Source organism: Actinomadura meyerae (genome assembly GCF_900188445.1).
GTDB lineage: Bacteria > Actinomycetota > Actinomycetes > Streptosporangiales > Streptosporangiaceae > Spirillospora > Spirillospora meyerae.
In genome coordinates, this window is the sequence record NZ_FZOR01000003.1 from 71,112 (window position 1) to 91,907 (window position 20,796).

The 20,796-nt window shown below is 72.9% G+C and carries 23 protein-coding genes; 10 read left to right on the forward strand and 13 right to left on the reverse strand.

Going from position 1 to position 20,796, the window contains the following annotated elements:
• Nucleotides 1-232: 232 nt before the first annotated feature.
• From CHF16_RS04930 to CHF16_RS04940, 3 genes are all read left to right on the forward strand, one after another.
• Nucleotides 233-1,048, forward strand: coding sequence for an ArsR/SmtB family transcription factor (locus CHF16_RS04930; RefSeq protein ID WP_245868222.1), 816 nt, complete (start codon nt 233-235; stop codon nt 1,046-1,048).
• Nucleotides 1,049-1,191: 143 nt separating this feature from the next.
• Nucleotides 1,192-1,644 carry an SH3 domain-containing protein gene (locus CHF16_RS04935; RefSeq protein ID WP_143227877.1) on the forward strand — a complete coding sequence of 151 codons (453 nt, stop codon included), beginning with the start codon at nt 1,192-1,194 and terminating at the stop codon, nt 1,642-1,644.
• 113 nt (nt 1,645-1,757) lie between these two features.
• Entirely contained in the window at nt 1,758-2,255 is a 498-nt protein-coding gene (locus CHF16_RS04940) for a DinB family protein (protein WP_089324698.1), read from the forward strand.
• Nucleotides 2,256-2,259: 4 nt separating this feature from the next.
• On the opposite strand, the gene CHF16_RS40105 is transcribed toward CHF16_RS04940, so the two are convergent.
• The 3 genes from CHF16_RS40105 to CHF16_RS04950 all read right to left on the reverse strand — a co-directional run bounded on the left by CHF16_RS40105 (nt 2,260) and on the right by CHF16_RS04950 (nt 4,505).
• Nucleotides 2,260-2,412 (reverse strand): hypothetical protein, encoded by a 153-nt coding sequence (locus tag CHF16_RS40105; RefSeq protein ID WP_179271389.1) that lies wholly within the window; start codon nt 2,410-2,412, stop codon nt 2,260-2,262.
• Between the two features lie 63 nt (nt 2,413-2,475).
• Nucleotides 2,476-3,822: a sensor histidine kinase gene (locus CHF16_RS04945; RefSeq protein WP_089324699.1), complete on the reverse strand. Its 1,347-nt coding sequence runs from the start codon at nt 3,820-3,822 to the stop codon at nt 2,476-2,478.
• Nucleotides 3,819-4,505, reverse strand: coding sequence for a response regulator transcription factor (locus tag CHF16_RS04950; protein ID WP_179271390.1), 687 nt, complete (start codon nt 4,503-4,505; stop codon nt 3,819-3,821). Before CHF16_RS04950 ends, CHF16_RS04945 begins: the two co-directional genes overlap by 4 nt.
• A 102-nt stretch (nt 4,506-4,607) precedes the next feature.
• Between CHF16_RS04950 and CHF16_RS04955 the strand changes: the two genes are divergently transcribed.
• The 4 genes from CHF16_RS04955 to CHF16_RS04970 are packed head-to-tail and all read left to right on the forward strand — an operon-like array spanning nt 4,608 to nt 6,705.
• Entirely contained in the window at nt 4,608-5,054 is a 447-nt protein-coding gene (locus CHF16_RS04955) for a hypothetical protein (protein WP_089324700.1), read from the forward strand.
• A 25-nt stretch (nt 5,055-5,079) separates the two neighbouring features.
• A complete protein-coding gene (locus CHF16_RS04960; RefSeq protein ID WP_089324701.1) occupies nt 5,080-5,679 on the forward strand; it encodes a sulfite oxidase-like oxidoreductase in 600 nt (199 codons plus the stop codon).
• A complete protein-coding gene (locus CHF16_RS04965; RefSeq protein WP_089324702.1) occupies nt 5,649-6,404 on the forward strand; it encodes a ferredoxin reductase in 756 nt (251 codons plus the stop codon). Before CHF16_RS04960 ends, CHF16_RS04965 begins: the two co-directional genes overlap by 31 nt.
• A 1-nt stretch (nt 6,405) precedes the next feature.
• The gene (locus CHF16_RS04970) at nt 6,406-6,705 is read left to right on the forward strand and encodes a DUF6510 family protein (protein WP_089324703.1); all 300 of its coding nucleotides are present in this window, start codon (nt 6,406-6,408) and stop codon (nt 6,703-6,705) included.
• A gap of 28 nt (nt 6,706-6,733) precedes the next feature.
• Here the strand turns inward: CHF16_RS04970 and CHF16_RS04975 are convergent, their stop codons facing one another.
• Nucleotides 6,734-7,363: a PaaI family thioesterase gene (locus CHF16_RS04975; RefSeq protein ID WP_179271391.1), complete on the reverse strand. Its 630-nt coding sequence runs from the start codon at nt 7,361-7,363 to the stop codon at nt 6,734-6,736.
• A gap of 175 nt (nt 7,364-7,538) precedes the next feature.
• Between CHF16_RS04975 and CHF16_RS04980 the strand changes: the two genes are divergently transcribed.
• Complete coding sequence (locus CHF16_RS04980) at nt 7,539-8,051, forward strand: DUF4870 domain-containing protein (protein ID WP_089324705.1); 513 nt, start codon at nt 7,539-7,541, stop codon at nt 8,049-8,051.
• Between the two features lies 1 nt (nt 8,052).
• Here CHF16_RS04980 and CHF16_RS04985 read toward each other — a convergent pair whose 3' ends face one another.
• Both CHF16_RS04985 and CHF16_RS04990 read right to left on the reverse strand, forming a co-directional pair.
• Nucleotides 8,053-8,877, reverse strand: a complete 825-nt coding sequence (locus CHF16_RS04985; protein ID WP_089324706.1) for a TIGR03619 family F420-dependent LLM class oxidoreductase — start codon at nt 8,875-8,877, stop codon at nt 8,053-8,055.
• Between the two features lie 44 nt (nt 8,878-8,921).
• Entirely contained in the window at nt 8,922-9,605 is a 684-nt protein-coding gene (locus CHF16_RS04990; protein WP_089324707.1) for a cyclase family protein, read from the reverse strand.
• A 45-nt stretch (nt 9,606-9,650) separates the two neighbouring features.
• Between CHF16_RS04990 and CHF16_RS04995 the strand changes: the two genes are divergently transcribed.
• On the forward strand, nt 9,651-10,478 hold the full coding sequence (locus CHF16_RS04995; RefSeq protein WP_089324708.1) for a HipA family kinase: 828 nt from the start codon (nt 9,651-9,653) through the stop codon (nt 10,476-10,478).
• A complete protein-coding gene (locus CHF16_RS41220) occupies nt 10,475-10,960 on the forward strand; it encodes a DUF3037 domain-containing protein (RefSeq protein WP_089324709.1) in 486 nt (161 codons plus the stop codon). The genes CHF16_RS04995 and CHF16_RS41220 overlap by 4 nt, the downstream gene beginning before the upstream one ends.
• Here CHF16_RS41220 and CHF16_RS05005 read toward each other — a convergent pair.
• The 7 genes from CHF16_RS05005 to ispG form a co-directional block, all read right to left on the reverse strand.
• Nucleotides 10,957-11,865: a hypothetical protein gene (locus CHF16_RS05005; protein WP_143227878.1), complete on the reverse strand. Its 909-nt coding sequence runs from the start codon at nt 11,863-11,865 to the stop codon at nt 10,957-10,959. The genes CHF16_RS41220 and CHF16_RS05005 overlap by 4 nt on opposite strands.
• 135 nt (nt 11,866-12,000) lie before the next feature.
• The gene (locus tag CHF16_RS05010) at nt 12,001-12,939 is read right to left on the reverse strand and encodes a helix-turn-helix domain-containing protein (protein WP_089324711.1); all 939 of its coding nucleotides are present in this window, start codon (nt 12,937-12,939) and stop codon (nt 12,001-12,003) included.
• A 78-nt stretch (nt 12,940-13,017) separates the two neighbouring features.
• Entirely contained in the window at nt 13,018-13,860 is an 843-nt protein-coding gene (locus CHF16_RS05015; protein ID WP_089324896.1) for a GNAT family N-acetyltransferase, read from the reverse strand.
• Between the two features lie 134 nt (nt 13,861-13,994).
• On the reverse strand, nt 13,995-15,590 hold the full coding sequence (locus tag CHF16_RS05020; protein ID WP_245868223.1) for an alpha/beta hydrolase: 1,596 nt from the start codon (nt 15,588-15,590) through the stop codon (nt 13,995-13,997).
• 151 nt (nt 15,591-15,741) lie between these two features.
• A complete protein-coding gene (locus tag CHF16_RS05025; protein WP_245868224.1) occupies nt 15,742-17,346 on the reverse strand; it encodes an alpha/beta hydrolase in 1,605 nt (534 codons plus the stop codon).
• A 316-nt stretch (nt 17,347-17,662) separates the two neighbouring features.
• Complete coding sequence (locus CHF16_RS05030; protein ID WP_179271392.1) at nt 17,663-19,327, reverse strand: alpha/beta hydrolase; 1,665 nt, start codon at nt 19,325-19,327, stop codon at nt 17,663-17,665.
• Nucleotides 19,328-19,542: 215 nt separating this feature from the next.
• Nucleotides 19,543-20,736: a flavodoxin-dependent (E)-4-hydroxy-3-methylbut-2-enyl-diphosphate synthase gene (gene ispG, locus CHF16_RS05035; RefSeq protein ID WP_425427472.1), complete on the reverse strand. Its 1,194-nt coding sequence runs from the start codon at nt 20,734-20,736 to the stop codon at nt 19,543-19,545.
• Nucleotides 20,737-20,796 lie beyond the last annotated feature (60 nt).

Genomic DNA, 20,796 nt, shown 5'->3' on the forward strand with positions numbered 1-20,796 from the left:
CCGCCAGGAGACCTCGCGCGGAAATGCGCTCACCTGCGCAGACAAGCGAATGACTTCAGAGGAACACTTCAGTACAGTCGAGCGCCGCCGGCTTCACCCGACCGGCACCGGCTCCCGGAATTGACTCCCGACGTCCTACTTCTCGGCAGACAGGAGCCACCCCGCGCCGGACGACCTCCGGCAGAGGCGTCCTCGGCATCGCCCTTGATAGGCAACCAAATGGTTGCCTATCATGGCGGCAGTAGAGGAGGTGGCGGGGATGGACGAGGTCTTCCGGGCGCTGGCCGATCCCACCCGGCGGGAGCTGCTGGACCGGCTGAACGAGCGCAACGGGCAGAGCCTGCGCGAGCTGTGCGCGGGCCTCGGCACGAGCCGGCAGGCGATCAGCAAGCACCTGGCCGTGCTGGAGGACGCCCAACTGGTGGTGGCGGCGCGGCGCGGCCGGGAGAAGCTGCACTACCTCAACGCCGCGCCGGTCAACGCCATCGCCGAGCGCTGGATCAGGCGCTACGACCAGGAGCGCGCCAACGCGCTCGCCGATCTCAAGACAGCACTGGAGCAGAGGACGATGGACGGCAGCGACGCCTTCGTGTACACGACCTACATCAAGTCCACGCCCGAACGGCTCTGGGAGGCCCTGACCGACCCGGCCTTCACGAGCCGCTACTGGGGCGTCGGGTTCGACACCGACTGGAAGCCGGGTTCGGAGATGACCTGGGAGGAGGGCGGCCGACGCACGAGCGACCCCCGGCAGGTCGTCCTGGAGTGCGAGCCCGGACGGCGGCTGTCCTACACCTGGCACAGCTTCACCCCCGAATGGGCGGAGGGCGCCGGGGTGGGCGAGGACGTCCTGGCCAGATTGCAGGCCGAGTCGCGGACCAAGGTGACCTTCGAGATCGAGCCGCTCGGCGAGATGGTGAAGCTCACCGTCGTCCACGACGGCTTCGATCCCGGCAGCGTCATGCGGGACATGATCAGCCAGGGGTGGCCCGCGATCGCGTCCGGCCTGAAGTCGCTGCTGGAGACCGGCGAGCCGCTCCCCGCCTGACCGGCCGCACCGCCGGCGCGACCAGGAGATCGCAGCGCCAGAGGTGCTCTGTGTACGGCAAGAAGAGTCTTCGTTGCTTTGTGTCGCTCTTATGTCACTCTGAGTTATGTTCAGACTGCATCGGACGAACTTGGAGGGGATAGATGCGCATAGGTACGAAGGTCGGTGCGGGACTGGTGGCGGGTGTGCTCGCCACGGGGACGCTGAGCATCGCGACGGCGGCGGAGGCCGAGCCGCCACCGCAGCCGCAGGCGGGACAGCAGGAAGAAGAGGGGCGCGGCCCCGGGGCGATCATCGTGGGGCCGGAGGGCGCCGCGAAGGCGATGGGCCGGCTCCTCGTCCGGGACGAGCAGCGCGTCCGCTGGTGCCACGGGACGGTCCTGCCCGCGGACGGGCTGAACGTCCGCTCCGGGCCGGGCACCGGGTACCGGAAGGTCGGCGCCCTGGCGCGCGGGACCCGGGTCACGACGGACTGGGACACCATCCAGCGCCGGAACGGGTACCTGTGGGTCCGGATGAGCCCGCAGCGCTGGATCGCCGACTACAAGCTCGGCAACGGCAACGGCAAGTGGTACGTCAGGTACTCCGACTGCTGAGCCGGGCGGGCCGCCGCCGCCCTCGCGGCGGCGGCCCGTTCACGCGCCGCGGGACGCCTGCCTCCGCTCGTACCACCAGAGCCCTTCGCCTGTGGGGGCTGTAGCGTGTCCGGATGGAAGAGGTGCCGTATACCGGCGGGGAGAAGGAGAGCCTGAAGGCGGCTCTCGATCGGCATCGCGATGTGGTGCTGTGGAAGCTCCAGGGGCTGGACGACGAGCAGGTGCGGCGGCGTATGACGCCGTCCGGGACGAGTCTGCTCGGGCTGGCGAAGCACCTCGGGGCCGTCGAGTACTCGTGGTTCTGCGAGACCTTCGGCCGGGAGACCGAGCCGCTGCCGTTCGATGACGACGATCCGGACGCCGATCTGCGGGTCGAGCCCGGCGAGACGACGGAGGAGATCGTCGCGTTCTACGCGCGGGCCAGGGCCGCGGCGGACCAGGTGATCGGGGAACTGGACCTCGAAACGCGCGGGACGGCCTGGCACGGGGCCACGGTGACGCTGCGGTGGGTGCTCGTTCACATGGTCGAGGAGACCGCGCGGCACGCCGGGCACATGGACGTCGTCCGGGAGCTGATCGACGGTGCGACGGGCGACCACGACCGGGATTAGGCGGCTAGTACGAGCTGGGCGCCGTCGGGATGTTGCCGCTGGCGAGGACGCCGGCGACGGCGATGGCCGCGGCGACGAGGAGGCCCACCACGGCGATCGCGGTGGCGGCGACGTACTGGGAGCGGCGCGGCGCGTACGGGGAGCGGGGGCGCTTCATGCCGGAGACGGTAGGGCCGCGCGGCGGCGCGGGCGACGCGGTTAAGGCGGATTTAAGGCCGCGTTAGGTGCGGGAGTGGCGGCGGCGGCCGACGAGGCGCCGGGAGCGGCGGGCGGGCGGGAGCCAGCGGGTCCGGAACCACATCTGCACCTGGGCGCCGCCGAGGACGCTGCGGTGGATGCGCAGGTAGCCGCCGGTGGACTCGGCGGCCCGGCGGGCGATGTCGAGGCCGAGGCCGGTGGAGCCGCCGCCGCTGCTGCCGCGCTTCAGCGCGGCGTCGGGGTCGGCGATGCCGGGGCCGCCGTCGGCGACGAGGATGCCGGTGACGCCCTGCCCCTGGTGGAGGGTGACGACGAAGCCGGTGCCCTCGGCGGTGTGCCGGAAGATGTTGCCGAGCAGCGCGTCGACGGCGGCGGCGAGTTCGGTGCCGGGGATCGGCAGCGGCGCGGGCCCCTCGGCGCCGATCAGCTCGCAGGAGCGTCCCTCGTCCTCGGCGAGGACGGACCAGAACGCGACGCGGTCGCGCAGCACCTTGGAGGCGTCGCAGTTGCCGCGCCCGGTGGGCCGCCGCACGGTCCGGATGATCTGGTCGACCTCGCGCTCGATGCGGTCGACGGCCTCGCGGGTCTGCTCGACGACGGGCCCGTCGCCGAGCGCCTCGACGTTCAGCCGGAGCGCGGCGAGCGGCGTGCGCAGGCGGTGCGACAGGTCGGCCGCCATCTCGCGCTCGGCCGACAGCAGCTGGACGACGTGGTCGGCCATCGCGTTGAACGCCAGGCCCGCCTCGACCAGCTCGGGCGGCCCGTCCGGCTCGATGCGCACCGACAGCTCGCCGTCGCCGAAGGCGCCCGCGGCCTCGGCGAGCCGCCGGGTGGAGCGGATCATGCGGTTGCCGAGCCGGTCGGCGACGGCGACGGACCCGGCGACGAGCGCGCACGCGACCGTCGTCATGACGAGCCACGCCTTCCAGACGCCGCGCGACAGGTCGTCGTCGGGAAGGAACACCTCGACGACGGCGGTGCGGCCGGCGTCCAGCGACACCGGCTGGAGCAGGGCGTACCCGCCGTTGACCCGGGCGGTGTAGGAGCGGCCGCGGCGCCCGGCCTCGGTGAGCTGCTCGGGACGGGCGCTGTACTCGCCGTGGGCGTTCTTCGGGACGAGCCCGCCGTCCGGCAGGTGCACCGTCATCCGCCCGGCGGCGCCCGCCTGGGTGCTGGCGAGGGCGCGTTCGAGGGCGGCGGGGTCCTCGGTGACGACGAGGACGGGCCCGAGCGCGCTCGCCTGCCGCTCGGCGGTGGTGAGGGCCCGGTCCCGGGCGATCTCCCGGACGGTCAGCGCGAGCGGAATCAGGAACGCCAGCGCGACCATCGAGGTGACCGCCAGGGACACCAGGACGAGCGTCTTCCTCATGACCGCGGGTCGGGCTCGGCCAGCCGCACGCCGACGCCGCGGACGGTGTGCAGGTAGCGGGGCGCGGCGGCGGTCTCGCCGAGCTTGCGGCGCAGCCAGGACAGGTGGACGTCGATGGTCTGGTCGTCGCCGTACGCCTGCCGCCACACCTCGGCGAGCAGCTCGCGCCGGGCGACGACCCGGCCGGGGCGGGCGGCGAGGTAGGCGAGCAGGTCGAACTCGCGGCGGGTGAGCTCGAGCTGCTCGCCGTCGAGCGTCGCCTCGCGCCGGTCGAGGTCGATGTGCAGCCCGCCGACGCTCAGCTCCGCGGTCGGCCCGGACCGCGCCGACCGGCGCAGCACCGCGGCGAGGCGGGCGCTGAGGTGCTCGATGGAGAACGGTTTGATCAGGTAGTCGTCGGCGCCGGCGTTGAGTAACCGGACGATCTCCGGCTCGTCGTCGCGCGCCGTCGCGATGATGACCGGGACGTCGGAGATGCCGCGCAGCATCTTCAGCACCTCCGCGCCGTCGAGGTCGGGGAGCCCCAGGTCGAGGACGACGACGTCGGGCGGCGACTGCGTCACCTCGCGCAGGGCGTCCATCGCGGTGCCGACGCTGCGCACGACATGCGACCGCACGCTCAGTTCCCGAATCAAGGCAGTCCGGACATTTGCGTCATCCTCGACCACCAAAACACTCGCCATGGCGGAACCGTATGCCACCATGTGCCCATGCGTCGCGCAATGTCGTATGTTGCCCCCTGGGCGGGGGTGACGGCGCTCGCGGTCGCCTTATCGTGGCTCGGGGTGCGCGACGTCGTCCGCGGCGCGGTGTCGGAACGCTCGGCGCCGCCGCCGATCGCCGGGCCCGTGATCCACTCCAGCCCGGCGGCGCCGCCGGGGCCGCCCTCGATCGGATCGCCGACCGCGCGGCCGAAACCGCCGGACGGCGCGGACACGGCCCCCACACCGACGAAGGCGGCGAAACCGCCGCCGCCCGGCAAGCCCTCGCAGTCCCCGCCGAAGACGCCCGACAACGTGCGCAGCTATGCGACCCGGGGCGGCCGCGCCGCGATGTCGGTCGAGAAGGACCGGGTGCGGCTCGTCTCGGCGACGCCGAACCCGGGCTACGAGACCCGCGTGACGCAGGCCGAGGGATGGCTCCGCGTCGACTTCCTGGACGACGAGCACACCTCGTCGGTCGTCGCGTCCTGGTACGACCACGATCCGATGGTGAAGGTCTACGAATACTGAGCCGTGCGCGGGAAAGGAGGACGCCATGCCCATTATTTCCCGAGGTTTCCGCGGACGGCGCCCCTCCGGGGACCACGAACTGCCGCCCGGCCAGTACGAGACGTCCGATTTCCCGGTGCTGTCGGCGGGTCCGACCCCGCGCGTCCCGCTGGACGAATGGGAGTTCACCATCAGCACCGAGACCGGCACCGAGTACCGCTGGAGCTGGGACGACCTGATGGCGCTGCCCGCCGAGACGCCCACCGTCGACCTGCATTGCGTCACCAAATGGTCAAAATTCGACACAGAATGGCGCGGGGTTTCGCTGGACGTCCTCTTCGAGGACGTGGAGAGCGCCGCCGATTTCACGCTCGTCCACTCCTATGGCGGTTACACGACGAATCTTCCGCTGGAGGACCTGCTCGACGGCAAGGCGTGGATCGCCTACGAATACGACGGCGGGGAACTGCCCGCGGAACACGGCGGCCCGGCCCGGCTCCTCGTCCCGCACCTGTACTTCTGGAAGTCGGCGAAGTGGGTGCGCGGGATCCAGCTCGGCCTTGAGGACGAACCCGGCTTCTGGGAGAGCGCCGGCTACCACGACTACGGAGACCCATGGCGGGAGCAGCGGTACCAGGGCGACTAGGACGGCGGCTGCGCTGGCACTCCGCGGAACTGGTGGAGCGCCGGGCGGAGACCGCGACGGCCGCGACGCTGGTGTTCGACGTGCCCGAGTGGCCCGGCCACCTGGCGGGCCAGCACGTGGACGTCCGGCTCACCGCCGAGGACGGCTACAGCACGGAGCGCAGCTACTCGATCGCGTCCGCGTCCGGCGCCGGGCGCGTCGAGCTGACGGTGCAGCAGGTCGCGGACGGCGAGGTGTCGCCGTACCTCGCCGAGGAGATGGCGCCGGGCGACCTGGCTGAGCTCCGCGGGCCGGTCGGCGGCTGGTTCGTGTGGCGGACCGAGCAGACCGAGCCGGTGCTGCTCGTGGCGGGCGGGTCCGGGCTCGTCCCGCTGATGTCCATGATCCGCACGCGGCGCGAGGCCGGGAGCCGGGTCCCGTTCCGGCTGCTGTACTCGGTGCGCGGCCCCGGCGACCGGCTGTACGCCGCCGAACTGGCGCGCGCCGACCCGGGCCTGGACGTGACCCTCCTCTACACGCGCACGGCACCGGACGGCCAGCCGCGCAGACCCGGCCGGATCACCGCGGACGACCTCGTCCAGTACGGATGGCCCGCCGACTTCGAGCCGGCCTGCTACGTGTGCGGCCCGACCGCCTTCGTCGAGAAGGCCGCCACCTACCTGGTCATGCTCGGCCACGCCCCCGAACGAGTCCGGACCGAACGCTTCGGCCCCACCGGAGGATGACATGACCGCCGACGACCTGACCGCCCTCGACGACCGGGACGACGCCTTCACCGACGGCAACGCCATGGCGGGCCCGCTGTCGGAGGTCTTCGCGGTCGACCTGACCGCCGCCGAGAGCCGCTGCGCCAACTGCGGGCGCACCGGGCCCGTCGCCGCGCTGCGCGTCTACTCGCGCGCGCCAGGGATCGTGGCCCGCTGCGCGGGATGCGGACACGTCGTCCTGCGCCTGGTGCGCGGCCCCGGCACCGTCTGGCTGGACATGCGCGGGGCGGTCTCGGTCGCCGTCCCGGTCGACGACTGAGGAGGCCCTCGCCGCCGGGCGGGCCTGGTCAGGAGTGCGGGACGAACCGCTGCGGCATGATGAACATCGCGGTCGCCTCGACCGTGACCCGGCCGTCCGGGCCGCAGATCGTCCCGGACGCGTAGACCTTGCGCCCCTCCACCCGGCTCGCCTTCGCCTCCACCGAGAGCGGGACGCCGAGCGGGGTCGGCCGCCGGTAGCGGGTCTCCAGGGTCGCGGTCATGCCGGGCGTGCCGGACGCGGCCGCCGCCATGCCGAGGACCTGGTCGAGCACCATCGCCGACACGCCGCCGTGCACGTACGACGGCGGACCCTCGTAGACGGTGCTGAGGGTGAACTCGCCGCGCACGATGCCGTCGGAGTCCACGGTCAGGTCGATGGGCGGCGCGAGAGGGTTCAGGGCGCCGCTGACGGGATTGGCGAACTGCCGGTCCATCCGGCGCTCGCCGGACGGGACGAACGGCGGCGCGTCCCGGCGCGCGGCGGCCAGCCGCGCGGTCAGGGCCTCGACCTCGGCGGCGACGGCCGCGGCCTCCGCGGTGCCGACGCTCGTCAGGACGGTGGCCTCGGCCAGCGCGCGGACGCGGGCGGCGAGGCCGCTCAGCGCCGCCGCCTCGTCCTCCGCCAGTACCGGCCGCTCCATCGGGATCCCGCTCATCCACCCTCCTCGCGGGGCGGTCCCCCGTACCGCCGCCCCATAGCCGAACGAAATTCTAGAAGAGGGCGGCGGCCGCCGCGGACGCGGGTCCCGCTCAGCGGCGCCCGCGGGCCCGGTTGAGATAGGTTCCTGCGGTATCTCCCATCGAGGCATCGCAGAGCGCGGAGGACAGCACGTGACGGACCAGCCCCCGCCGCCACCTCCCGGCCAGCCGCCGTACGAGCAGCCGCCGAACGAGCAGCCACCGCCGTACGGGCAGCCTCCGGGCGGCTACGACCCGCGCTGGGGCTACGGCCCGCCGGGCTCCCCGTACGGCGTGCCGATGCAGGGGCCGCCCGAGGAGACGACCTGGGCGATCTTCGCCTATATCGGGAACGTGCTGATCGGCTTCCTGCCCGCGCTGATCATCTACCTGGTGAAGAAGAACACCTCGCCGTTCACCCGGTTCCACGCGGCGCAGTCGATGAACCAGCAGCTCACCATGCTGATCCATGTCCTGGCGGTGGTGGCGGTGTGCGTGCCGCCGGCGATCGCCATGGAGGCGCCGGCCTTCCTCATCCCGCTGATCGTGCCGTACCTGGAGCTGCTGTTCGGCGGGTGGACGTTCATCATCCTGGGCGCGGTGAAGGCGGGGAAGGGGCAGTACTACCGCTTCCCGACCTTCTTCTGCTTCCGCATGATCCGCTAGCTCACAGGTAGTCGCGGGCGTACCCGTCCAGCACCGGCAGGACGGCCTCGCGGTCGCCGGCCGGGACGCGCAGCACGACCTCCTCGATCCCGAGCGAGCCGTAGTAGGCGAGCTTCTCCGGGGTGGGCAGCGTCCCGAACGGGATTACGGGCACCATGCCGCGTCCCGCGTCCGCGCAGGCGCGGCGGAGGGCGGGCAGCGCCTCGCGGATGCCCGCGCCGCCGATGGGCAGCCACCCGTCCCCGTACTCGGCGATGTGCGCGAACAGCGTCGGGCCCGGCGCGCCGCCGAAGAGCACCGGCACCCTCCCGGACGGCTTGGGCCACGACCAGGACGGCTCGAAGCTCACGAACTCGCCCCGGAACGACGCCTCCTCGTCCGTCCACAGGGCCCGCATCGCGAGGACGTGCTCGCGCGCCACGGCCCGCCGCCGCTTCCACGGCACCCCGTGGCCGGCGCCCTCCTCGGCGTTCCAGCCGTACCCGACACCGAGCACGAGCCGCCCGCCCGCGAGCCGGTCGAGCGTCGCGACCGCCTTCGCGGTGACGATCGGGTCGCGCTGCGCGGGCAGCAGGATGCCGGTGCCGAGCGTGATGCGCTCGGTCGTCACGGCCGCCGCGGCGAGCGCCACCAGCGGGTCGAGGGTCCGCGCGTACTCCTCGGGCAGGGTCGCGTCCCCGGTCGGCGGGGGCGTCTCGCGGGCCACCGGGATGTGGGTGTGCTCGGGGACGTAGAGGGAGGCGAAGCCGCGCTCCTCGGCCGCCCGCGCCAGCTCGTGCGGCGCCATCGTCCGGTCGGTGGCGAACATCGTGACCCCGAGCCTCATGCGGGCCCCCTCTCCCGGTTTCCCGGCACCCTACAGAGAAGGGTTCAGACGAGGACGGCCCGGTCGTCCACGCGGGCCACGGCGCGGACGGGCGCCCCGTCGGCGTCGGCCAGCGCGATGGGGAACAGCGAGACCTCGATGGAGCAGCCCGCGTCCTGCGCCGCGACGAGCCGGTCGAGCCCGGTGAGGTTCTCGGCGACCACGGCGCCCGCGCCGCACAGGACGCGGTGCGCCGCCAGGGAGAACTCCTCCGCCCCGGGCGGCGGGGTGCGGTCCACGCTGAGCGCGTCGACGGCGACCGTGCGGACGCCCGCGGCGACGATCGCCTCGGCCGTCTCGGGCGCGGGGTACGGGTGGGCGAGGTAGCCGCCGGTGCCCCAGTGCTGCGACCAGCCGGTCGCGATGACCAGGACGTCGCCGGGCCGGAGGCCGGGCGGGAGCGCGTCCGGAGGTATGGGCGCGCGGGGCGGCAGGCCGCGCGCGTCCATCACCACCGCCGGGCCGGTGAAGCGGGTCAGCGGCAGCTCGTCCAGGCGGGGCAGGGCGTCGTCGACATGGAACGGGGCGTCGACGTGCGTGCCGGTCTGCGACCCCATGTGCAGGCGCAGGACGTTCACGCCGTCGCGGGCCGCGGTCAGTGCCGGGGCCGCCTCCACCTCGGGGTCCCCCGGGTAGACCGGCATGCCCGTGGTGATCGGCACGGACAGGTCCAGCAGCTCAACGCCCATGTAATGGATTATCCCGCGCGGACCCCCAGCCGATAGCGTTGCGACGTGTTGCCACATGTGACGGCCATCCGATACGTGACGCCGCTCCGCGAGGGCGGCTCCCTGCCGGGCGTCGTCGAGGCGGACGACCTCGGCACCTACGTCATGAAGTTCCACGGCGCGGGCCAGGGCCGCAAGGCGCTGATCGCCGAGGTGATCGCGGGCGAGCTGGCCCGCCGGCTCGGCCTGCGGGTGCCCGATCAGGTGCTCATCGACCTGGACCCGGCGATCGGCCGGCACGAGCCCGACCCCGACGTCCAGGACCTCCTCAAGGCGAGCCCCGGCTGGAACCTCGGCGTGGACTTCCTGCCCGGGTCGCTCGGCTTCGACCCGCTCGGCTGGAGCCCCGACCCCGGCTTCGCGTCCCGGGTGCTGTGGTTCGACGCCTTCATCGGCAACGTCGACCGCAGCTGGCGCAACCCGAACATGCTCGTCTGGCACGGCGACGTGTGGCTCATCGACCACGGCGCGAGCCTGATCTTCCACCACGCGTGGGCGAACGCGGCCCGGCTGTTCGCGGGGCCGTACGACGTCGACGACCACGTCCTCACCCCGTACGCGTCCCGGCTGGCGGCGGCCGAGGCCGAGCTCGCCCCGAAGATCACCGAGGACCTGCTGCGCGAGGTGATCGCGCTGGTGCCCGACCGGTGGCTGGAGGGCGAGCCCGGCTTCGCCGGGCCGGAGGCGCTCCGCGACGCCTACGCCGGGATCCTGCTGCCGCGCGCCGGGAAGCCGCGCGACTGGCTGCCCGACCTCGACGTCAGCGGCCGCGCGCCGCACACCTCGGCGCGGCGGGGGGAGAACCGCCCCGGCTGGCTCGGTGGCCCGGCATGAGCGACGCGGACCGGGAAGGCACGGGCGAGCGCCCCCCGCGGGAAGCGCCCGTGCGGAACAGCGCCGCGGGAAACACCTCCGCGGGGAACATCAGGACGGCGGACGAGCCGACGGTGTTCGAGTACGCGGCGCTGCGGGTCGTCCCGCGCGTCGAGCGCGGCGAGTCGATGAACGTGGGCGTCGTCGTGTACAGCCGGGCGCTCGACTACCTCGGCTGCCGGACGCATCTCGACGAGCGCCGCCTGCGCGCCCTGGACCCCTCGCTCGACCTGGCGGGCGTGCGCGCCGCGCTGCGGGGCGTGGACGCCGTGTGCCGCGGCGGCGAGTGCGCCGGGCAGGCCGCGGCGGAGCCTCCCGGCCGGCGGTTCCGGTGGCTGACGGCGCCGCGCAGCACGATCGTCCAGCCGGGGCCGGTGCACGCCGGGCTCACCGCCGACCCGGCCGCCGAGCTGGACCGGCTGCTGCGCCTGCTCGTCCTCTAGTCCCACTCCCAGCGGATGCCGTGGTAGCCGGCGGCCATGCCGAACTCGATGAAGTGGACGCTGTGGTAGCTGGACAGGCGCAGGTCGGCGGAGTCCTTCAGCGCGGTGTGGCCGTCGGGCCGCCAGGTCCGGTGGCAGCGGGCGGGCAGCGCGGCCGGGTGGAACCGCACCTCGATCAGGAACTCGTGCTGCGGGGTGCGGAAGCCCCGGCCCTCCTCGGTGATGGGCGGGCCGGTCTCGTCGAACCCGAAGCCGTACTCCAGCAGGTAGGTCTCGCCGCGGCCGAGCGCCCGGTCGAACAGCAGCTCGGCGGCGATGAGGCCGCTCGCCTCGTCCATCCGGACGCGGCCGAACCGGCAGCCGCGCACGGTCCGCGACGACGGCAGGATTCCCTGCGGGTGGTGGTACACCGCGATCCACCGGTCGACGCCGCGCTGCTGGGCCTGGAACACCGCCCGGCAGCGGACCTCGCGCAGCTCCCGGCGGCGGCCGATGACGTACTGGTCGTGCAGGCTGAGCCCGGTGAGCAGCCGGTCGCCGCGATCGCCGATCTCGTCCAGCAGGTCCCGGACGCCCGGCTCCGGGCACAGCTCCTCGACCGGCAGCCACGGCCCCGCGGTCCGCTCGGTGGTGGGCTTCAGCAGCGTCAGCAGCGAGTGGCGCGGCAGTTCGAGGATGACCTCCAGGCCGCGGACGGCGCGCAGCGAGTCGGCGCGCTCGGGCCTGGTCCGGCCGCGCTGCCAGTAGCTCAGCGTCGACAGGCTGACGGCGATGCCCTGCTCCTCCAGGCGGCGCCGCAGCGAGTCGAGGCTGAGGCCGCGCGCCTGGATGGCGGCCTGGAGGGCGACGTTGAACGGCCCGTACTGGAGGACCTGTAGGAGATCGTCCTCTGCGACACTCTGCACCTGCGGCCTCCGGATCGGCTCCGGCCGGCCCCCGTCCAACGGCCTTGACTCCGTCAATTGCAACTTCCGCGCTCACTGTAAAGCGGTTGGCCCCCGTTGCCAACAGGCAACTTGTCACAACCAGGGGTCCACACCCTACTGCCACTCCCATTCGATGCCGACTATTCCCCGCCTTACGGACCCGACCGCGATGTTGGCGCTGCCGGACGTGCCGACCCACAGCTCGCCGAGCCGCCGCCGCGGGGCCTGCGAGCTCTCGGCGGTGAACCCGTAGCAGCGGGCGGGCAGCCGCCCGCCGTCGAACTGGATGATCGCCACGTAGTCGTGGACGGGATGGGCGAAGCGGCGGTCGTAGCTGTCGGACGGCGGCTCGGCCGCCGGCCCCAGCTCGTACTCGACGACCGCCGTGTCCCCCGCCGACAGCACCCGGTCGAAGACCAGCTCGAACGCCATCAGGCCGCCCTCGGCGCGGACCCGGCCCGGCCGGCAGTACCGCACGGCCGCGAGCCCGGCGGCGTCCCCGGCGGTGCCGCCCTCGGACGCCCCGCCGCCGGGCACGGCGCCGGAGACCTGGTGGACGCAGACGATGCGGTCGATGTCGTCGCCCGCCGCGCGCACCACGGTGCGCACCGACAGCGACCAGGAGCGCCGCACCTCGTCCAGCCGGCAGACGTCGTGGATGCTGAGCCGCTCCAGCCGGTGGTCGCCTGACCGGTCGAGCTGCCCGACGAGGCAGGCGTAGCGCTCGGGATCGGGCCACAGGTCGCGGACGCTGCGTCCCCGGTCGCCCGCGCCGCCCGGGACGGCCCCGGTGCGGCCGGCCGGTCCGCGCGGCGGCGCGGCGGCGGGCGCCGGATCGTCCAGCAGGTCGGTGAGGGTGCCCGGCGGGACCTGGAGGACCTCCTCCAGCGCGACGACGACGGCGCGCGAGCGGGGCCTGCTGCGGCCCCGCTGCCAGTAGCTGAGCGTGGCCACGCTGACGGTCAGCCCGCGCCGCCCGAGCCGGTGGCGGATCCGCTCCAGGGTGAGCCCGCTCGCCTGGACGGCCTGCCGCAGTGCCCCGGCGAACTCCACGGCGGGATGCTACCCGCCGCGCAAGATCAAATCAGGTACCGGGGCAGATCAGTCACGCACCGACAAGCCGGGCACAGCTCAGAACAGGATGGACATGAAGGAACCGAGCTCCCCGAACCCGACCCGGCGGTAGGCCGCCCGCGCGCGCGTGTTGTAGTCGTTGACGTACAGCGACACGGTCGGCGCGACGCTGCGCAGCGCCTCCCGCACCACCGCGGACATCCCCGTCTCCGACAGGCCCCGGCCGCGCAGGTCGGGCGGCACCCATACGCCCTGCACCTGGCAGGCGCGCGGGGTGACGGCGCCGATCTCCGCCTTGAACATGACGCGGCCGTCCTCGATGCGGGCGAACGCGCGGCCGTCGCGGATCAGCTCGGCGACGCGGGCGCGGTAGAGCACTCCCCCGTCACCGGCGTTGGGCGAGACGCCGACCTCCTCGGTGAACATCGCCACGCACGCCGGGTAGACGATGTCGAACTCCTCCATCGCGACGCGCCGGACGTGCGGGTCGGGCGGCACGTCCGGGACGTCGGAGGTGGCCATCACCGGCTGGGACGCGCGCACGGCCCGGGGCGGCCCCCAGTACGGCGCGAGGATCTCCCACAGCTCGCCGACCGCGTCGACCGGCCCGACGATGGACGAGCAGCGCCGCCCCTGCGCGCGCGCCCGCTCGGCGAACGCGCGGATCGCCTCCGGCCCGGCCGCGACCGGGATCAGGTTGGCGCCCGAGTAGCACAGCGAGACGAGCCGCCCGTCGCGCAGGTACCCCCACATCTGCGCGCCGAGCCGCCGCGGGTCGAGGCCCGCGGCGTGCACGCGCGAGCTGACGAAGACGTTGGACACCGGGTCGGCGTCCAGGATCGCGAGGGCCTCCGCCCGGTACCGGTCGTCCAGCACGCGCACCGGCATCGAGCCCAGCATGCGCATGGCTACCGGTCCCTCGACGGGAGGGGCCCCCGCTCGGCCCTCACCACTGAAAGCTCCACGTGGACAAGCCTATGCGGTCCGGTGCCGGCGCACCGCCGCGGCCTGCGCACAGGACGGGCCGGTGCGGGTCAGCGCGGCGGCGCGGCCTCGCCGGCGCGGTGCCGCCTCTTGGCCGGCGCGGGCTCCGGCGGCGCCGGGGCCTGGCACTTCGCGTCGGGCCCCGGCCTGCTCGCGGGCAGCCGGCCGCCGCCGAGGTAGTCCGCGACCACCCGGTCGACGCACTCGTCCCCGCCGGACAGGGCGACGCCGTGGTCGCGCCCGCCGGCCTGCACGAGGAGCCGGGACGTCGGGAACCTGCGGTGCGTCTCCAGCGCGCCCGGGTACGGCGTGGCGGCGTCCTTCGACGCCTGTACGAGCAGGATCGGCGGCAGTGCCGCGCCACCCGCCACCCGCGGCGGCGGGCCGCCCTGCACCGGCCAGAACGCGCAGGGCGCGTTGTACCAGGTGTTGCTCCAGGTCTCGAAGCGGTTGCCGATGCGGTAGAGGCGCTCGCTGTCGGCGTGCCAGCGGGACCAGTCGCGCGGCCAGGCGGCGTCGCGGCACTCGACGGCGGTGTAGACGGTGTAGTTGTTCTGGTCGAGCTTGGTCGGCGGCTGCCACACCTTGCGCAGCGGCCCAGGGTCGTGCCGGACGGCGTACGCCGACAGGGCGCGCGCGTGTGACGGCCAGGCGACGACGCCGTAGCCGTCGGCGAGGAAGGCGTCGTCCAGCTCGGCGGGGCCGATCTTCCCGTCGATCGGCTTCGCCTTCAGCTCGGCCCGCACTTTCGCGTAGGAGGCCGCGACCTCGCGCCGGGTGTCACCGAGCCCGTAGACCGCGTGGTGGCGGGCGATCCAGGCGAAGTAGGCGCGGATGTTCTTCTCGAACGCCACGTTCTGGTCGAGGTTGTTCTCGTACCAGACGCCGCTGGGCCGCGGGACGCTGTCGAGGACCATCCGCCGGACGCGCCCGGGGTACATCGTGGCGTACACGGCGCCGAGGTAGGCGCCGTACGAGTAGCCGAAGAAGCTGATCTTCCGCTGGCCGAGGGCGCGCCGGATCGCGTCCATGTCGCGGGCCCAGTCGGCGGTCCCCATGTGCGGGAGGACCGCGCGGTACCGGCGGGCGCAGTCGGCGGCGAACGCCCGCGCCCGCATCGTCCAGGCGCGCTCCTCGGCCGCGCCGGCGGGGATCGTGTCGGGCCGCGCGCGGCCCGGGTCCTGGTAGCGGGGGTCGCAGATCAGCGCGGGCTTGCTCGCGCCCACGCCGCGCGGGTCGAAGCCGATCCAGTCGTAGGACGCGGCGACCTTCGCGGGCAGCGTCTTCCGGAAGAAGCCGGGCAGGTCGCGCCCGTGGGCGCCGGGCCCGCCCCGGTTCAGCAGCACGGCGCCCTTCGACACGGGCGCGGTGTGCCGCGCCCTGGTCAGCGCGAGCGTGATCTTCTCGCCCGCCGGGCGGGCGTGGTCGAGCGGCACCCGCAGGCTCGCGCACTCCAGGCCCTTGAGCTTGCCGCCCTCGACGGGGTCCTTGTCCGGGCACGGCTTCCAGGCGAGGCCGCGCGGCGCGGGCGCGGCCTGCGGCGCGGGGCCCGCGGCTGCCGCGGGCGCTCCCATGGCGGCGGCCCCGAGCGCGACCGCGGCGGCGGCCGTCCGGGCGGCCGCCCTCCTTCCAGCGTCGTTCAGCACCCCCGCTTTCTACCGGCCCGGCGCCGCGCGGCGCGGGACCCCGGATCGCGCGATTCCGGGGTAAGCAGGGGCACCCGTCCCGAAACGAACCGTGGCGTGCCCGCCCCCGCGAGGAGGCGGGCACGCCACGGGACGGCGTGCTTTCCGGGCTCTACGGGCGTCCGACCGGAAGGTCCTTGCCCGCGGTGGTGCGGGCGGCCTTCAGGGCCATGGCCGTCGGGTCCGGGTCGTTCAGCGCCGGGACGGCGTCGCAGTAGGCGTCGGGGCCGCGGCGGCTCGCCGGCAGCGCGCCGGTGTCGAGGTACGCGGCGACCTTGTCGTCCAGGCACACGTTGCCGTTGAGCGTGTTGGCGTGCGTCCGGCCGCCGACCTCGAACACCAGGCGTGAGGACGGGAAGACCTTGTGCATCTCCAGCCCGCCCGCGACCGGCGTGGCCCCGTCCTCGGTGGACTGGACGAGCAGCATGCCCGGCAGGTTCTTCGCGGCCTTGAGCCGGAACTCGGGCCCGCCCTTGAACGGCCAGAACGCGACCGGGGCGTTGAACCAGACGTTGCTCCAGGTGTTGAAGCGGTAGCCCTGCTCGTGGAGCTTCACCGCGTCGTGGTGCCACTTGCTCCAGTTGCGCGGCCAGCGGGCGTCCGCGGCCTGGACGGCGTTGTAGACGGCGAATCCGTTGTCCTCGCCGCCGGGGCTCATCCAGTCGAGGAGGACGGAGGCGTCCTTGTCGTTGACCCAGGCGGAGAGCGCCTCGGCGAACGGGATGTAGTAGCCGGTGTTGTAGCCGGCGGACAGCACCGTGTCGTCCAGCTCGTCGGGGCCCATCTGGCCGCCGATCGGCGCCTTCTTGGCGGCGGCGCGGACGGCGTAGTACTTCGCCTCGACGGCCTTACCGGTCTTGCCGAGGTGGTAGACCGAGTCGTACTTGGCGATCCAGGCCCACCACGCCTTCATGTTGTGCTCGAACGCCTTGTCCTGCTCGAGCTGGGAGTCGTACCAGATGTTCTTCGGGTTGACGTTGCCGTCCAGCACCATCCGCTTCACCCGGTTGGGGAAGAGGGTGGCGTAGGTGGCGCCGAAGTAGGTCCCGTAGGAGAACCCGTACCAGCTGATCTTCTCCTGGCCGAGGGCGGCGCGGATCGCGTCGACGTCGCGGGCGGCGTCGGTGGTGCGCATGTGCGGCAGCAGCCAGCCGAACTTCTTGGCGCAGTCCTGCGCGTACTTCCTGGACTTGTCGATCCAGGCCTTCTCCTCCTTCCACGAGCTCGGCACGTAGTCCGGGCGGATCGGGTCGGAGTAGTTCGGGTCGCAGGTCAGCGCCGGCTTGCTGGAGCCGACGCCGCGGGGGTCGAACCCGATGATGTCGTACTTGGCCGCGACGTCCGCGTGGCCCGTGCCGCCGATCCAGCGGGCGAGCGCGGGCGAGTACGCGAGGCCGGAGCCGCCGGGGCCGCCCGGGTTGACGAACAGGACGCCCTGGTAGTTCTTCTCGTCGGTGTGCTTGAAGCGCGACACCGCGATGGAGATCTTGCGCCCGTTGGGGCGGCTGTGGTCGAGGGGGACCTCGACCTGTGCGCACTCGGCCTGGTTCATCGGGTCGCTGGGGCCGCTGACCTCGCACTTGCCCCAGTCGATGGACCGGGCCGGGGCCGCGGCGGCGCCGGCCCGGCCGGTGTCCGCGCTCGCGGCGGCGGCGACCGCGGTGCCGCCGCCCGCCGCCACGGCCACCGCGGCCGTGACGAGAACGATCTTCCTCACTTGACCCCCTCAGATCGGCGGGTCCGGCCGCCCGACTGGGCCGGAGGGGGGAGCCGCGCCGATACGTAGCGGATGCGGATTGCGTGGCGATTGTGGCGGTTATGTCGCTTATGGCGGCAGACCGCCGCACGACTGGATGCGAAATCGTGACAAGATCATCGGAACTTCGTGATGTCGCCGCGCGTTTGCCGCCCTCCCGCCCTCCGGCGCCCCGAAGCCCCCGCCCCGGACGCGGAAGGGCCCCGGGGATCGCTCCCCGGGGCCCTCAGGCGCGTGGCGGGCCGCTCGGCGGCCCGCCGGCGTCCGGCGGACGGCGTCAGCGGATGACGTCGGCCTCGAGCAGCCGGGCGGCCTTCGGCGCCACCGTGCCGGTCAGCGTCCGGGCGGACGCCTGCGACGGCGGAACCGGGTCACCGAGCTGCGGGACGTGCACGGTGCGCTTCTCCGGGCGCTCTCCCCGCAGGAAGTACGCGTCGAAGTAGGCGTCCACCTCGGCGGAGCCGCGGTGGACGATGCAGTGCGTGCGGTCGCCGTCCTGGACGACCAGGCGCGAGCCCTTGAGCCGGCGCTGCATGTCCAGCGCGCCCTTGTACGGGGTGGCCGCGTCGTGGGTCGACTGGAACATCAGGATGTTGTCCGGCAGGTCCCGGGTGTGCCCGATGTTGACCGGCGTGCCGGCCTTGGCCTTCCAGAACAGGCAGGACGCGTTGAACCAGACGTTGCCCCACGTCTCGAACGGGTGCTTGCGGTTGATCCGCGTGTTGTCGCGGTGCCACTTGGCCCAGCTCGTCGGCCACTGCACGTCCGTGCACTCGGTGGCGAGGTACATCGCGTTGCCGTTGTCGTCGGATTCGCCGGTCGTCGGGGCGCCGAACGTCCCGGCGAAGGTGGCGGTGTCGCCGGCCTTGTAGGCCTGGAGCCCGGCGGCGTAGCCGTGCCAGATGGCCTGGCTGCGGCGGTAGCCCGCGTTCAGGATGACGTCGGTCAGCTCGTCCGGCCCGACGGCGAGGGTCTGCCCGCTGTCCTGGTCGGTGTAGTAGACCGGCTTCTTCTTGAGCTTGGCGCGCAGGTCGTAGAAGAAGTCGCGGACCTTACGCTGCGTCGCGCCAAGGTGGTACACCGAGTCGTACTTGGCGATCCAGCCGAAGTAGTACTCGATGTTGATGTCGAACTCGACGTCCTGGTTCAGGTTGGCGTCGTACCAGACGTCCGACGGGCCGACGTTGCCGTCCAGCACCATCCGGTCGACCTTCTTCGGGTACACGGTGGCGTAGGCCGACCCGAGGTAGGTGCCGTACGAGGCGCCGTAGTAGTCGATCTTGTCGTTCCCGAGCGCCTTGCGGATCGACTCGATGTCGTTGACCGAGTCGATCGTCTTGACGTGGTCCAGGAGCCCGATCTTGTCGGCCTTCGCGCAGTCCTCGGCGTACTTCTTGGACTTCGCCAGCCAGATCGAGACCGACGCCGGGTCGCCCGTGCCGTAGTCCGGACGCGGGGCCTGCGCCGCCGTCAGGTCGCACTGGAGCGCCGGGACGCTCATCCCGACGCCGCGCGGGTCGAACCCGATGACGTTGTAGGCGTCGCGCATCGGCGCGGAGTTCTGGGCGAACACGCGCGGCCCGAAGAGCGCGCCGCCGCCGCCCGGACCGCCCGGGTTGACGATGATGTCGCCCTTGGCCTTGCCCGAGCCGGTGTGCGGCGTCTTCGTGAGCTGGAGCGTGATCTTCTTGCCGTTCGGCCTGGCGTAGTCGAGCGGCACCTGGAGCTCGGCGCACTGGACGATCTCGGAGACCGGGTACAGGCCGTCGTAGAGATCGTGCACCGTCTGGACGAAGTCCGCGGGGCAGGCGTGCCACTTCGCCGCGGCGGGGTTGAAGGCTCCGGCCGTTCCGGCGGAGGGGCCCGCGGCCTGCGCGCTTGTGGCGCCCACACCGGTGAGACCGAGCCCGGCCACCGCGGCCACGACAACGATCCTCTTCACATATCCCCCTATCGTGCTGACTCCGGTTGAGTCAGACATACGGGTAAAAGACAGGTGATTGTGGCGTCTTTGCGGCGGACCTCGACAGGGCCCATCGGAAGTGGATGCCGAATCGTGACAAGATCAGCGGAACTCCGTGACAACCTCGATCGTCTCCGCGCACGCGAAAGGGCCCCGGGTTCGCACCCGGGGCCCTGAACTGCGGTCGTGCGGGGTCAGCCGACGACGACCTCCGCGCCCGGCCCGGTCACCGAGCCGTCCTCGCCGATCTCGATGCCCATCTCGTCGGCGATGCGCATGGCCTCCTCGATGAGGGTCTCGACGATCTGCGCCTCGGGAACGGTCTTGACGACCTCGCCCTTCACGAAGATCTGCCCCTTGCCGTTGCCGGACGCCACGCCGAGGTCGGCCTCGCGGGCCTCACCGGGCCCGTTCACGACGCAGCCCATCACCGCGACGCGCAGCGGGACGGGGAAGTCCTTCAGGCCGGCGGTGACCTGCTCGGCGAGCGTGTAGACGTCCACCTGCGCGCGCCCGCAGGACGGGCAGGACACGATCTCCAGGCCGCGCTGGCGCAGCCCGAGCGACTCCAGGATCGCGGTGCCGACCTTGACCTCCTCCACCGGAGGCGCCGACAGCGACACTCGGATCGTGTCGCCGATCCCCTCCGACAGCAGCGCGCCGAACGCCACCGCCGACTTGATCGTGCCCTGGAACGCCGGGCCCGCCTCGGTCACCCCGAGGTGCAGCGGGTAGTCGCAGGCCGCGGCCAGCCGCCGGTAGGCGTCGATCATCACGACCGGGTCGTTGTGCTTGACCGAGATCTTGATGTCGCGGAAGCCGTGCTCCTCGAACAGCGAGCACTCCCACAGCGCCGACTCGACCAGCGCCTCCGGGGTGGCCTTGCCGTACTTCTCCAGCAGCCGCTTGTCGAGCGAGCCGGCGTTCACGCCGATGCGGATCGGCACGCCCGCGGCGGAGGCGGCGCGCGCGATCTCGCCGACCTTGTCGTCGAACTTCTTGATGTTGCCCGGGTTCACCCGGACGGCCGCGCAGCCCGCGTCGATCGCGGCGAACACGTACTTCGGCTGGAAGTGGATGTCGGCGATGACGGGGATCGGCGACTTGCGGGCGATCGCCGGCAGCGCGTCGGCGTCGTCCTGCGACGGCACCGCGACCCGGACGATCTGGCACCCGGACGCGGTCAGCTCCGCGATCTGCTGGAGCGTGGCGTTCACGTCGGCGGTGAGGGTGGTGGTCATGGACTGCACCGACACCGGGGCGTCGCCCCCGACCGGAACGTTCCCGACCATGATCTGCCGGGACGTGCGGCGGGGCGTGCTCGGACCCTGCGCCCCCGGACCGCCGCCTTCGCCGCGGACATTAGGCATTCCCAGTGAAACGCTCATCCCTCTCCTCTGACTTGCGGCCCCGTACAAAGCCTAAGCGCCCCGGGCGGCGGACATGAC

Bases quoted from the DNA above. Each gene is read 5' to 3' on its own strand.
- CHF16_RS04930 (WP_245868222.1), top strand. From the start codon at position 233: ATGGCGGCAGTAGAGGAGGTGGCGGGGATGGACGAGGTCTTCCGGGCG.
- CHF16_RS04935 (WP_143227877.1), top strand. From the start codon at position 1,192: ATGCGCATAGGTACGAAGGTCGGTGCGGGACTGGTGGCGGGTGTGCTC.
- CHF16_RS04940 (WP_089324698.1), top strand. From the start codon at position 1,758: ATGGAAGAGGTGCCGTATACCGGCGGGGAGAAGGAGAGCCTGAAGGCG.
- CHF16_RS40105 (WP_179271389.1), bottom strand. From the start codon at position 2,412: ATGAAGCGCCCCCGCTCCCCGTACGCGCCGCGCCGCTCCCAGTACGTC.
- CHF16_RS04945 (WP_089324699.1), bottom strand. From the start codon at position 3,822: ATGAGGAAGACGCTCGTCCTGGTGTCCCTGGCGGTCACCTCGATGGTC.
- CHF16_RS04950 (WP_179271390.1), bottom strand. From the start codon at position 4,505: ATGGCGAGTGTTTTGGTGGTCGAGGATGACGCAAATGTCCGGACTGCC.
- CHF16_RS04960 (WP_089324701.1), top strand. From the start codon at position 5,080: ATGCCCATTATTTCCCGAGGTTTCCGCGGACGGCGCCCCTCCGGGGAC.
- CHF16_RS04965 (WP_089324702.1), top strand. From the start codon at position 5,649: ATGGCGGGAGCAGCGGTACCAGGGCGACTAGGACGGCGGCTGCGCTGG.
- CHF16_RS04970 (WP_089324703.1), top strand. From the start codon at position 6,406: ATGACCGCCGACGACCTGACCGCCCTCGACGACCGGGACGACGCCTTC.
- CHF16_RS04975 (WP_179271391.1), bottom strand. From the start codon at position 7,363: ATGAGCGGGATCCCGATGGAGCGGCCGGTACTGGCGGAGGACGAGGCG.
- CHF16_RS04985 (WP_089324706.1), bottom strand. From the start codon at position 8,877: ATGAGGCTCGGGGTCACGATGTTCGCCACCGACCGGACGATGGCGCCG.
- CHF16_RS04990 (WP_089324707.1), bottom strand. From the start codon at position 9,605: ATGGGCGTTGAGCTGCTGGACCTGTCCGTGCCGATCACCACGGGCATG.
- CHF16_RS41220 (WP_089324709.1), top strand. From the start codon at position 10,475: ATGAGCGACGCGGACCGGGAAGGCACGGGCGAGCGCCCCCCGCGGGAA.
- CHF16_RS05015 (WP_089324896.1), bottom strand. From the start codon at position 13,860: ATGCTGGGCTCGATGCCGGTGCGCGTGCTGGACGACCGGTACCGGGCG.
- ispG (WP_425427472.1), bottom strand. From the start codon at position 20,736: ATGAGCGTTTCACTGGGAATGCCTAATGTCCGCGGCGAAGGCGGCGGT.